This is a genomic window from Psychrobacter sp. Ps3, from assembly GCF_022129275.1.
Taxonomy (GTDB): domain Bacteria; phylum Pseudomonadota; class Gammaproteobacteria; order Pseudomonadales; family Moraxellaceae; genus Psychrobacter; species Psychrobacter submarinus.
The window spans coordinates 59,322-72,470 of the sequence record NZ_JADQAL010000007.1; the positions used below are offsets into that span (position 1 = coordinate 59,322).

The following is a 13,149-nucleotide window of genomic DNA, read 5'->3' on the forward strand; positions in this document are numbered from 1 at the left end:
CTCATAATAACTTGCCTGACTTACGCAGTAGCAGGCGCTTAGTATAGCAAACATCTCAGTAATTATTGTCTTACAAGTCATCTGACGTCAGCTCAAACCACTCTATTTTTAGCGAACTCCTTATGCCTTTATCTATTCAAAACAATAGCTTATCCGCGCTCAACCATCGGCACCTCTCTAGTAGCAAATCAACCAATAGCGAGCTGCTAGAGGCATTACAAGCAGGTGAGCTTGATAGTAATGATAAACAGCTACTGACCGCTGAGACGCAGACAGCAGGTCGTGGGCAACATACCCGCTCTTGGCAATCGCCGCCGGGCAATGTCTATCTCTCCCTTTATCATCCGATTAACACCCCTATCAGTGGCCTGCTATCGTTAATGATTGGTTTAGAATTAGCAAAAATGCCAATTATAAAAAATCTTAACGTGCAATTAACCGCTCAAAGCAAAACACCCATCGGAGTCAAATGGGCCAATGATTTGGGCTTTTATCCACTGCACAAGCAAGATTTAGGTTTTGATCTAAATGACAACAGCCTTATCGCTTTTAATAAATTGGCCGGCATTTTGATTGAGCCGGTATGGATAGCAAGCAAACTGAAAGGCGTGGTGATCGGCGTGGGGTTAAATGTAGCGGCGACGCCTAAGCTCACCGAACAAACGCTAGAGGGCATGAGTTATCAAGCGATTAGCCTACAAGATATACATGAGTCGATACATAAAGATGCCAAGGATAATCCGTTACAATCTTTGCCAAGCTTAAGCCTTATTTATGAGCAAATCAGTCAGGCTTTACTAGACGCTGTCGTTTGCTTCAAAGCTATATCGGCCGCAAAGTCTCATGTACAGCCCAGCTCTACCCAGTATGCAATGGCTCAGTTTAACCGAGAGTTTACACCGCAAGATGCCCTCAAAGGTTTGAGAGTAAGAATCACGCAAAATCTTAACAATAACGAGCACGTTATCGAAGGCCGTGCCTGTGGTATCGATACAAACGGCTGTTTGCAATTGCAGCAAGATAACGGTAATATTTCAGCACTTTTTACCGGTCGCATTGATGTGATAAATGAGACTTAATGAACACTAGATAAAGAGCCAATAAGGAAAAACTATGCTCTGGCTAGATCTAGGTAATACTAGGCTTAAATACTGGCTCACTGATGATATTGGCCAAATTGTCTCGCACAATGCACGCCAGCATTTGCAAGCGCCAGCTGAGCTGCTAATGGGACTGACCGATCGATTTGAGCGTTACGCGCCTGACTTTATCGGTATCTCATCAGTGCTGGGTGATGAGCTCAATGGCAAAGTAGCACAGACGCTCAGTCGGCTGGGTATACCCTTTGAGTTTGTCAATGTCGACTCGTCTCACGCGCTGATGAGTAGTCGCTATGATGCCAAACAATTAGGCTGTGATCGCTGGTTACAGATGCTTGGCGCAGTAGATAGGACGAAGCGTCAATGTGTAGTGGGCTGCGGTACCGCGGTCACGATAGATCTGATCGATCATGCCGAGCATTTAGGCGGTTATATTTTTCCGAGCATCTATTTGCAGCGCGAGTCGCTATTTTCGGGTACTAAGCAGATTACGATTTCAAACGGTGCTTTTGATAGTATCGCGCAAGGAGTCACCACTCAAGATGCGGTCCATCACGGCATTTTATTATCTATCGTTGGTGCTATCAATGAGATCACTCATCGCCATCCTAACTTTGAGCTGATCATGACCGGCGGTGATGCGGCTATGATTGCTGAGCATGTCAATCGTCCGGTACGCTTGCGTGATGACTTACTTCTCAATGGCTTGGCTAGATATTTTGATTACAGTAAAAAGCAGCTAGTGGTTTAAAGCTATATTAAAAGTGTTAAAAATAAAAAAGCAGTCGGTCTTGGACTTACTGCTTTTTTTATTACAAGATCAACTCTAAACTACCTATTTAGTCTCATTAAACAACTCTCGACCAATCAGCATACGGCGAATCTCGCTGGTGCCTGCGCCAATCTCATACAGCTTAGCATCGCGCCATAAGCGCCCAAGCGGATACTCATTGGTATAGCCGTTACCACCAAAGATTTGGATGCCATCGCCTGCCATCAGGGTCGCTTTTTCCGCGCACCATAGAATCACACTAGCGCAGTCTTTACGTACTTGCCGGCTATGACCTGCACCTTGTGCGTCTAGCATATCGAGATTCTTGCCGACGGTATATAAAAAGCTGCGACCTGCTTGCAAAATCGTGTACATATCAGCGACTTTACCTTGAATCAGCTGAAACTCGCCAATCGCTTGACCGAACTGCTTACGGTCATGAATGTAGGGCACGACATTGTCCATCACGGCTTGCATAATACCGATAGGACCCGCTGCCAATACTGCGCGCTCATAATCAAGGCCGCTCATCAGTACCTTTACGCCGTTGTTCAGGCCACCTAAAACGTTCTCTTTTGGCACCTCAACATTATTGAAAGTCATCTCGCCGGTGTGGCTACCACGCATCCCAAGTTTATCGAGCTTTTGCGCCGTACCAAAACCGTCCATACCTTTTTCGATAATAAAGGCGGTAATCCCTTGCGCGCCAAGCTCAGGATTGGTCTTGGCATAGACCACCATCACATCGGCATCTGGGCCATTGGTAATCCACATTTTGCTACCGTTTAGCACAAAGACGTCACCTTTTTCCTCGGCTTTAAGCTTCATGCTGGTCACATCAGACCCTGCACCCGTCTCACTCATGGCAAGCGCACCGATGAACTCGCCGGTGATTAGCTTAGGTAAAAATTTCTGCTTTTGTGCCTCTGAGCCGTTGCGCTTGATCTGATTGACGCAAAGGTTTGAGTGCGCGCCGTAGCTTAGACCAATAGAGGCGGATGCACGGCTAATCTCTTCCATCGCCACCATATGAGCGACGTAGCCCATGTCAGCGCCGCCGTATTCTTCAGGTACGGTAATGCCATGTAAGCCTAAATCGCCCATTTTTTGCCATAGATCCATCGGGAACTCATCGCTGCTATCAATCTCGCCTGCGCGCGGGCTGATTTCTTTAGCGGCGAACTGCGCTACCACATCACGCAGCGCATCAATATCTTCGCCAAGCTGAAAGTCTAAACCGGGTAAACTCATAATAATTCCTTATTTATAATCTTTCACTCTATTAATAAAATTAGATAACTTATATAAAAATATAGCATGTATAAAAATGGTATGGCTGGCATAAATTTTTTGAAGCCTCTGGAGTGACGAAGTCACACAGCAAGCGAATAAAATTTGTGCCAGCTATACGCAGCGGTAGATATTTATATTAATTAAAACAGGATGACTTAAGCTGAACGCCTATTAATCAAAGCTCTTGCAACGTTAGATTCGTTACGGCGTCCTAAAAATTCGCTGATGCGCTCGCCTGCGATGACTAATTTATCTAAATTAATACCAGTCTCAATCCCCATGTCATGGAGCATATAGACCACATCTTCGGTCGCGACATTGCCCGTAGCGCCTTTAGCATAAGGACAACCGCCAAGGCCCGCCACTGAGGTATCAAATTCGTTAACGCCCATCTCGAGCGCCGCTAAAGTATTGCTCAGCGCCTGTCCATAAGTATCGTGAAAATGGCCTGAGATATGTGCAATATCGATATACTCAAGTGCCGCTGCTAACGCTTTTTTTACCTTAATAGGCGTACCGACGCCTATAGTATCAGCGATGCCAATTTGTTCCGCGCCAATCTCAACCAAGCGTTTGGTCACATAAGCCACTTGACTAGGGTCAATCTCGCCCTCATAAGGACAGCCGACCGTGCAGGAGATTACGCCGCGTACTTTGATGCCTTGCGCTTTGGCCGCGGCAGCGACTGGCGCAAAACGCTCGATACTCTCATCGATACTGCAATTGATGTTTTTTTGACTAAAGGTTTCGCTTGCTGAGGCAAAGATAACCACCTCATCTGGGTGATGCACGATTGCATTATCAAAGCCGCGCATGTTTGGCACCAGCACTGAGTAGATCACGTCATCTTGTCTATTAGGCGCAAGTGCGGTCATCAAATCACTATTATCGCCCATCTGTGGCACCCATTTAGGGGAAACAAAGCTAGTAGTCTCAATCTTCTTAACCCCTGCTTTGATCAAATCTTCGATTAAGGCCTGTTTGATCGCTGTCGGTACAGTCATGGATTCGTTTTGTAAGCCATCACGCGGACTGACATCGACGATGGTGACATGATTTGGGTACGCGTTATTCATAGTTAGTATCCTTAAGCTTCACTCGTCTCGCTATCAATACGCAGTAGCTCATCACCATCGGCGACTAAGTCGCCCGCTGCAAATAGCAATTCTGCGACAACGCCGTCAGTGGGCGCGGTAATCGTATGTTCAATTTTCATCGCTTCAATCACCGCTAATGGCTCGCCTTGCTTGACGCTATCGCCGACCGCGACTTTAAAGGCAATCACCTGTCCTGGCATAGGCGACTTGAGACTACCAGCAGCGGCAGAATCCTCCCCTGCATAAGCCATGGCATCGATAAGTTCAATCTGATCGCGACCCCTATCGGTAAAGACATAAACCGTCTCGTTATACGTCCAACTTTGCGCTTTGATGCGCGTATCATCGAGCCATAAGGTATGATTGTGGGCATCATCACTATGGTAGCTGACTTGAGCGTTATATAAAGCCTCATCTGACTTTTCTAAGGGGCTTTCCCCACTCGTATCATGCTCAATCGTTAAAGAAAAACGATCGGTGCTATCTGTATTTTTTTGACCCGCATTGTTTTGACGTGCAGCATTATTAGCATTGTGCCAATTACTAATATGAGCAAGGTAATTTTCTTCATTATAAATGAGGTTAAAAGTACGCGTGTAGTCGGTATAAGCGCGGAACGCAGAGAGCTGACTAAAGGGATCATTGGCATTATTTCTCACTGTGTCTTTCTCACTAGCCAATTGTTGCACGATAGCAGTGGTTACCAACGCCGATAGCTCTAACGGGTGCTGATTGAATAACTCAGTCGCTTCACGCTCTATTAAAGCCGTATCTAGATTGGCCTGACTAAAAGAGTCGGTATTAATCACATAACGCAGGAACGCGACATTATTGGGTAAGCCAACGATACGAGTGAGTGCTAATGCTTGATCCATTTTCGCTAATGCTTGCGCGCGGGTTGGCGCATGCACGATAAGCTTGGCAATCATAGAGTCATAAAACGGGCTGATGACATCGCCCTCGCGTACCCCATCATCGATACGCACATCATTACCGTTTTTGTTAATAGTAAAAGTACTATGTTCAGGCTTTTGATACGTGAACAGCGTCCCCGTTGCTGGCAAGAAATTATTGTCAGGATTCTCCGCGCAAATACGGGCTTCAATCGCATGACCATTGATAGATAATTCATTTTGCGTTTTCGGTAGTTTCTGACCGGCGGCTACCAGTAATTGCCACTCCACCAAATCGACGCCTGTTATCGCTTCGCTCACGGGATGCTCGACTTGCAGACGGGTGTTCATCTCCATAAAATAAAAACTCATACCCGTCTCGCGCTGCTCAACGATAAACTCGACCGTACCCGCACCGACATAATCGACTGCACGCGCAGCATCGATGGCAGCGTTTCCCATGGCCGCCCGCATGGACTCATCGACGTCAGGCGCAGGCGCTTCTTCTAGTACCTTTTGATGGCGGCGCTGTACCGAGCAGTCGCGCTCAAACAGATGTACATAATTCCCGCCGCTATCACCGAAGACTTGGATTTCGATATGGCGCGGTTTGAGGGCGTACTTTTCAATGAGAACTTGATCATCACCGAAGCTGGTGATGGCTTCACGGCGGCAGGACGCTAAAAGATCGTCGAAGCTATTGCTATCCTCAACGATTCTCATGCCTTTACCGCCGCCGCCTGCACTGGCTTTAATGAGCACCGGATAGCCAATAGCGTCTGCTTGCGCCTTCAAAAAATCGCTATCTTGTTTATCACCGTGATAGCCTGGTATCAGAGGCACGCCAGCCGCTTCCATCAAGCGCTTAGACTCCGATTTGCCGCCCATCGCGCGTATGGCATTCGCTGAGGGCCCGATAAATACTAAACCTGCATTTTGACAGGCCTCAGCGAAATCAGCGTTCTCACTTAAAAACCCATAACCGGGATGAATCGCCTTCGCGCCGCGATCTTTGGCAATGGCAATGAGCGCATCGCCTTTCAAGTAGCTGTCTTTAGGCGCAGAACCGCCGAGATAAACGGCTTCGTCACAAACAGCGACATGCTTGGCATATCGGTCAGCATCTGAATAAACGGCGACCGTACGTACGCCCATACGTTTGGCAGTAGCCGCGACTCGGCAAGCGATTTCACCACGGTTGGCGATGAGTATTTTGGAGAACATAGCAATTCCTGTGCTTTATATTTGTTATTTTGCCTTAATTTAAACGGGTTATTACCCCTTATCAGCCAACCAATCCGGCTTACGCTTTTGCAAAAAGGCTTGTACGCCTTCCTTTCCTTGCTCTGACGCGCGAATATCAGCAATCTCCTTCACCGTATCAGCGATTAACTCATCATTAATACGCTTACCTTCGATATCATGAAGTAAGCGCTTACAGGTCTTGACCGCATCAGGGCTATTATTGACGATCTTCGCGCATAGCCTAGCGACCGTATCATCTAGGCTCTCTTCACTGACGCGCTCATGTACAAACCCAAGTTGCCGTGCTTTTTTGGCATTGAACACCTCAGCGGTTAAGAAGTAACGCTGTGAGGCACGCGCGCCTAACGCCTTTATCACATAAGGGCTAATCGTTGCAGGCGCTAGACCTAAGCGCACTTCACTGAGACAGAAATTCGCATTTTTAACCGCGATAGCGATATCACACACTGCCACCAGCCCCATGCCACCGGCATAAACATCACCTTGGATAGCCGCAATGGTGGGCTTTGAGCAGTCATAAATGGTTTTGAGCATTTGCGCGAGTTTATCAGCATCGGCTAGATTTTCATGATAATCATAATCTGCCATCGCTCGCATCCAGTTCAGATCCGCGCCGGCACAAAAGGCCTTGCCTGCTGCCGCTAAGACAATCACACGAACGTCATCGCTTTGACCCAACTGCTTAAACACAGAGGTTAATTCGCTAATTGTTTTATCATTAAACGCATTGCGTATTTCAGGACGGTTTAAAGTTACGGTTGCGACGTATTTTTCTATCGTTACTAATAGGTTTTTATAATTATTCATATAATTTTTCTCTTAGTTTTGTAGCGGCTTTTCTTTCAATACAGTAGTTCTATTTTGAAAAGTAAATAGTGTGGCTGGTAGAAATTTTTGCAGCCTCTGTCGGCGTAGGCACAGCACGCAAGAAAATCTTTACCAGCCACACGCCAAGTTTCCTATCATACTTGTAGACAAGAATTATCACTTATCAAACTAAATCTACATTCTAAAAATACCAAAGGTCGTCTCTTCAATAGGTGCGTTATGAGCCGCGCTCAGCCCTAACGCTAATACCTGACGGGTATCAGCAGGATCAATGACACCATCATCCCATAACCTTGCAGTGGCATAATAAGGATGGCCTTGCTCCTCATACATATCGCGTATTGGTGCTTTAAACGCTTCTTCATCGTCAGCGCTCCACGCCTCGCCACTGCGTTCGAAGTTATCACGCTTCACCGTTGCCAGTACCGAAGCGGCTTGCTCGCCGCCCATCACCGAGATGCGCGCGTTCGGCCACATCCATAAAAACCTTGGATCGTAAGCGCGGCCACACATGCCATAGTTACCTGCGCCAAAAGAGCCGCCAACGATGACGGTAAATTTGGGCACTTTGGCATTGGCAACCGCCATCACCATTTTGGCACCATGACGAGCGATGCCTTCGTTCTCATACTTACGTCCGACCATAAAGCCGGTGATATTTTGCAAAAACACCAGCGGGATTTTGCGTTTACAGCACAGCTCAATGAAGTGTGTGCCTTTTTGCGCCGACTCACTAAATAAGATACCGTTATTGGCGATAATACCGACAGGCATGCCTTCGATATGGGCAAAGCCGCAAATGAGCGTATTGGCAAAGCGCGCCTTAAATTCATCAAAGGCGCTATCGTCGACGATACGGGCGATGATCTCTTTAATATCAAACGGTTTACGCTTATCAGTCGGAATAATGCCGTACAGCTCTTTGACATCATAGCATGGAGGCCGCGGGGTGATTTGATTGGGAATGACTTTCGCATCGCGGTTCAAATGCCCAACGATATCGCGGGCAATCGACAACGCATGGGTATCGTTTTGTGCTAGATAATCGACCACCCCTGATAGCCGCGTGTGCACATCACCGCCGCCCAAGTCTTCTGCGCTGACCTCTTCACCCGTTGCCGCTTTGACCAGTGGCGGGCCGCCGAGAAATATCGTCCCTTGGTCTTTGACAATAATAGACTCATCGCTCATTGCCGGCACATAAGCGCCGCCTGCGGTACAGCTGCCCATGACTACGGCGATTTGCGGAATACCTGCCGCGCTCAGATTGGCTTGATTAAAAAAGATACGCCCAAAGTCGTCTTTATCAGGGAATACTTCGTCTTGATTCGGCAGATTCGCGCCGCCTGAATCAACGAGATAAACACAAGGCAGATGGTTTTGCTGCGCGATTTCCTGTGCGCGCAAGTGTTTTTTAACCGTCATCGGGTAGTAAGTGCCGCCTTTCACCGTAGCATCATTACAGACGATCATGCACTCGATGCCGTTAATACGGCCAATACCGGCAATCACGCCTGCCGCTGGGATATCGGCATCATACATATCATGCGCTGCCATCGGCGCCACTTCCAAAAACGGCGTGCCAACATCGAGTAGACGCTCTACGCGCGCGCGAGGTAACAGCTTACCGCGCGCTAAATGCTTAGCTCGAGCACGCTCTGATCCACCTTGGGTAATTTTATGCAGATGCTGATATAAATCATCGACGAGCGCTTGCATCGCGGTACTGTTTTGCTGAAACTCGCTCGAATTGGGGCTTAGTTTACTGGTGATAATGGCGCTCATGGTCTTCCTTGTTATACTTCTATGTCTTAATTTTAACTATAAAACATTTTTGCAAAAATAAGGGGTCATTAAATACTTAGCAGTGTTTTGAATGATAAAGCTTTTATATAAATCAATACTTATATAAATCAATACTTATATAAATCAATACTATGCCAAACCTAACTCTGCTGTCATTTGCTCAATGATTTTATATTTTTGAATTTTACCCGTGATGGTCATCGGATATTCTGTGACAAAACGATAGTAAGCCGGGATTTTATAATGGGCGATATTATCGTAGCAGAACTGTTTGACCTCTTCTTCTGTCAGATCAACTCCTTCCTTAGGAATAATCCAAGCCGCCAACACCTCACCGTAACGTTCATCTGGAATGCCAACGACTTGTACGTCGCGTATTTTTGGATGACGATACAGATAGTTTTCAATCTCAACCGGATAAATATTCTCGCCGCCGCGGATGACCATATCTTTACTACGACCGACGACTTTGACATAGCCATCCTCGTCCATCGTCGCCAAATCGCCAGTATGCATCCAGCCGTCTTGTATCGCCTCGCGAGTCTTAAAGCGGCTACCCCAATAGCCTTTCATCACTGAATAGCCTTTTGTCAGTAGCTCGCCTGTCTCGCCGATAGGTAGAGTCTCGCCAGTACCCGTATCGACAACTTTGACCTCAAGCGCAGGCTGCACCAGTCCAACGGTCGAGACTTGTTTTTCAAGCGGCGTGTGCTCATTAGTTTGACAGGATACAGGGCTCGTCTCAGTCATGCCATAAGCAATGGTGACCTCCTGCATATGCATCTTATCGATGACTCGGCGCATCACTTCAATCGGACAACTAGAGCCTGCCATAATCCCCGTACGCAAACTCGATAAATCAAATTTATCAAAGTCAGGATAATCAAGCTCAGCGATAAACATCGTTGGCACGCCGTGCAGCGCGGTACATTTTTCAGCTTCTACCGTTTGTAGTACCGTTAGTGGTTCAAAGCCATCATTGGGATAAACGATACAACCGCCATGGGTCAAAATCGCTAAATTCCCTAGTACCATGCCGAAACAATGATAGAGCGGCACAGGAATACACAATCTGTCAGCTTCAGTGAGATTCATCGCCTCACCGATAAAATAGCCATTATTTAAGATATTACGGTGGCTGAGTGTAGCGCCTTTGGGCGTCCCTGTGGTACCACTCGTAAACTGCACATTGATAGCGTCAGTGTTTTTAAGCATCGCTTGGCGCTCTTTAACACGCGGATCATTAGCATCACCTTCCGCTATCCAGTCTGAGAACTTTTGCATAAAGCTGATGTCATCAGTATCTTTAGGCTCATCGATCCAAATAATACGCTCAACCGTCGGTATCTCAACCAAATCGAGCTGATTAAAGGTTTTGTGGTAAATCTCAGGGCAGAGCTCACGAATCATTTGCGTATAATCGCTAGTTTTGAAATGACGCATTAATACCAACGCCGAGCAGCCTAATTTATTCAAGGCGTATTGCAGCTCAAAGGTACGATAGGCGGGATTAATGTTGACTAAAATGACGCCAACTTTAGCCGTCGCAAGCTGCATCAGTAGCCATTCGCTATTATTATGCGACCAGATACCGATGCGATCACCAATCTCAAGCCCCATCTCGATGATGGCGCTGGCGAGCTTATTGACTTGCCCTTGTAGCTGTTTATAAGTCCAACGAATGTTTTGATGACGCACCACTAACGCTTCGCGCTCGGGATATTTGGCCACAATAGCATCAAAAAAGTCGCCGATGGTCGCCTCAATCAGCGGCACATCAGGGCCTTTATCATAGCTTTGGGTCAGTGGCGCATTCGCTGAGCGTGCGCCCATGTTTATTTTTGGAATATTATTTAGAATATCGCTGTAGGCAGTGCTAAGTGGAGAGGGTTGAATCATAACGAATCCTTTCGTTTTACTTTTCCGTTTTGCTAATCAAGCTTATCAATAAATCTATTGTGGCTTGTCCCTTATATCTCTTCACTATAACGTCTGAAATCAAACCCTGTCAATCATATTGATACAAGATGTCTCATTCACATCATCGATAGCCGTTATGATAAATGATATGACTAGCCGTAAAAAAGCCAGCCTCTTATGAATAAAAGACTGGCGACCCAGCTATCACTCCAAGAGCACTTGCATACCTATTAAGCTTTCGCTGCTGGCTTTGCTGGTACTTTAAGAGACACTGTGGCTTTTACCGCTTTATCATCAGTAGCGTCGTCAAATAATTCCATGACAAGCTCATCGGTCGTTTCGGTTTTGACTTGCCAGTTACCTGTCGCTTGTGGCACGCCAACCACCGTTACCGCAATCGCCTTATTCTTCAGACGAATCATCGGCGGTTTATGGTCGTAGCCAGCATGCGCGTGGCCTAAGATATCATCAGCGATAGTCGCGGCTTGCGCTCTTAGCGGTGCCACGTAACGACAAGCCACGCCATCGATAGACATACAATCGCCAATGGCATAGACATTGTTAGCATTGGTGCGTAGCGTTGGCGCATCGACAACAATACCCGTGCGCGGATTGAACTCTATACCTGCCGCTGCGGGCAGCTTATCATCGACGACCAGACCGGTACTAGCAATCACATGATCGACTGTCATAGTATTAGCCTGTCCTTGCACATTCTCTAACGGCTCATAGCTGACTTCTAGTCTGTCATCCTCATTACGTACGACATCAGTCACCCGATAACCGCCCAAAAACTCAATACCTTGCGACTCAATCGCTTGCCTAATACGAGCGGTCGCTTTCGCCGGTAGCATTTGCGCAAGTGGCGCATCATTGAGATCAATTAGGCTGATTTTGTGACCGGCTTTGAGCAAGTCTTCGGCGATTTCGGTACCGACCATCCCTGCGCCCACAATAGCCACGTGCTGGCTACCCGTCGAGAGCTTTTCTTGCAGCTGACCGAAGCGCTCAATATGATTGACATGCCAGACTAAACTCTCAGGCAAGCTCTTAGGAAATATGGGATGCGCGCCCATCGCGAGCACTAGCTTGTCATAATTGATGACCGCGTCATTGGTATTAGCAGGGTCTGAGCGATTTGCAGAGACCAGCTGCAATGTTTGGCTTGCCGCATCGATATCACTGACCTGCGTATGCGCTAATAAAGTGACATTAGCGGTCTTTGCTGCCTGCTCCCCCGCCGCTCGCACTAAGTCTGCCGGCTTCTTGTCTTGGCTGATAGCCATCGTCAGCATCGGCTTATGATAGCGATCAGCGTTATCGGCTGTGATTAAAGTAATCGGTATCTCTTTATCTTTACTACGGATAGCATCTATCACGTGCCAGCCTGCTAGGCCTGCACCAACGATAACGATGCCAGAATGTTTAGAGGGTTCTTCAATGCCCATAAGAGCTCCAATATGGTTTATGAATTATTCTAATTATCAACAAGAATGGCAGCCATTGTATCAGTAAACAGACATGCACTCACTCATCTATCCAGTAACTTGCTCAATCAATATCGAATTCCATACGATGGGCGGTGGCGCGCTTGGTTTGGTTATCTACGAGCTTTTCGATACAGTACAGACTGGCGTGGATACCCGCGCTTATCCCTGCTGATGTAACGATATTACGCATATCATCACTAGCATCGACATAACGAATATTATCAATAACGTCTATATCAGGATAAGAGGCTAAGTTGTCCAAATCCATCCAATGTGTGGTTGCCGCTCGACCAGCGAGCAACCCTGCTTTTGCTAGCAGCAGCGCACCTGTACATACCGACAGCGTCAGCTCAGCGATGTTTGCTTGCGCGATAACCCAATCAAGCACTACCTGATTGTGTATCTCTATTTTTTCGGCACCATACCCTCCGGGAATGACGAGTACATCGATATCTGGATGATTGGCAAAGCTATAATCAGGAATCACCTTCAGGCCATTTCTAGCAGAGATCGGCGCTGGGTGCTCAGCAATAGTGATCACATTAAAGTGCTTATTATTTGATTTATTCTCAGCCAGTGAGAACACCTCAAAAGGTCCAGCAAAATCTAATACCTCTACTTCATTAAATAGCAGTATTCCAACGGTTCGCTTTAACGTCATAACTTGTCCTACTGAGATTGAGT

The 13,149-nt window shown here is 46.9% G+C and carries 10 protein-coding genes; 2 read left to right on the plus strand and 8 right to left on the minus strand.

Annotation, left to right across the window (positions count from 1 at the left end; translation table 11 throughout):
* The first annotated feature begins 122 nt into the window (after window positions 1-122).
* Both I3248_RS03780 and I3248_RS03785 read left to right on the plus strand, forming a co-directional pair.
* Complete coding sequence (locus I3248_RS03780) at window positions 123-1,079, plus strand: biotin--[acetyl-CoA-carboxylase] ligase (RefSeq protein ID WP_238062609.1); 957 nt, start codon at window positions 123-125, stop codon at window positions 1,077-1,079.
* Window positions 1,080-1,113: 34 nt separating this feature from the next.
* Window positions 1,114-1,851 carry a pantothenate kinase gene (locus I3248_RS03785; RefSeq protein WP_238062610.1) on the plus strand — a complete coding sequence of 246 codons (738 nt, stop codon included), beginning with the start codon at window positions 1,114-1,116 and terminating at the stop codon, window positions 1,849-1,851.
* A gap of 84 nt (window positions 1,852-1,935) precedes the next feature.
* Here I3248_RS03785 and I3248_RS03790 read toward each other — a convergent pair whose 3' ends face one another.
* From I3248_RS03790 to I3248_RS03825, 8 genes are all read right to left on the minus strand, one after another.
* Window positions 1,936-3,123 (minus strand): isovaleryl-CoA dehydrogenase, encoded by a 1,188-nt coding sequence (locus I3248_RS03790; RefSeq protein ID WP_238062611.1) that lies wholly within the window; start codon window positions 3,121-3,123, stop codon window positions 1,936-1,938.
* 197 nt (window positions 3,124-3,320) lie between these two features.
* Window positions 3,321-4,241, minus strand: a complete 921-nt coding sequence (locus I3248_RS03795; RefSeq protein WP_238062612.1) for a hydroxymethylglutaryl-CoA lyase — start codon at window positions 4,239-4,241, stop codon at window positions 3,321-3,323.
* Between the two features lie 11 nt (window positions 4,242-4,252).
* Window positions 4,253-6,379, minus strand: a complete 2,127-nt coding sequence (locus I3248_RS03800; RefSeq protein WP_238062613.1) for an acetyl/propionyl/methylcrotonyl-CoA carboxylase subunit alpha — start codon at window positions 6,377-6,379, stop codon at window positions 4,253-4,255.
* Between the two features lie 51 nt (window positions 6,380-6,430).
* Window positions 6,431-7,228 carry an enoyl-CoA hydratase/isomerase family protein gene (locus tag I3248_RS03805; protein ID WP_238062614.1) on the minus strand — a complete coding sequence of 266 codons (798 nt, stop codon included), beginning with the start codon at window positions 7,226-7,228 and terminating at the stop codon, window positions 6,431-6,433.
* A 195-nt stretch (window positions 7,229-7,423) separates the two neighbouring features.
* The gene (locus I3248_RS03810; protein ID WP_238062615.1) at window positions 7,424-9,034 is read right to left on the minus strand and encodes a carboxyl transferase domain-containing protein; all 1,611 of its coding nucleotides are present in this window, start codon (window positions 9,032-9,034) and stop codon (window positions 7,424-7,426) included.
* Between the two features lie 150 nt (window positions 9,035-9,184).
* A complete protein-coding gene (locus I3248_RS03815) occupies window positions 9,185-10,954 on the minus strand; it encodes an AMP-binding protein (protein WP_238062616.1) in 1,770 nt (589 codons plus the stop codon).
* A 251-nt stretch (window positions 10,955-11,205) separates the two neighbouring features.
* Entirely contained in the window at window positions 11,206-12,423 is a 1,218-nt protein-coding gene (locus I3248_RS03820) for an FAD-dependent oxidoreductase (protein ID WP_238062617.1), read from the minus strand.
* Window positions 12,424-12,526: 103 nt separating this feature from the next.
* The gene (locus tag I3248_RS03825; RefSeq protein WP_238062618.1) at window positions 12,527-13,126 is read right to left on the minus strand and encodes a DJ-1/PfpI family protein; all 600 of its coding nucleotides are present in this window, start codon (window positions 13,124-13,126) and stop codon (window positions 12,527-12,529) included.
* Window positions 13,127-13,149: the final 23 nt, after the last annotated feature.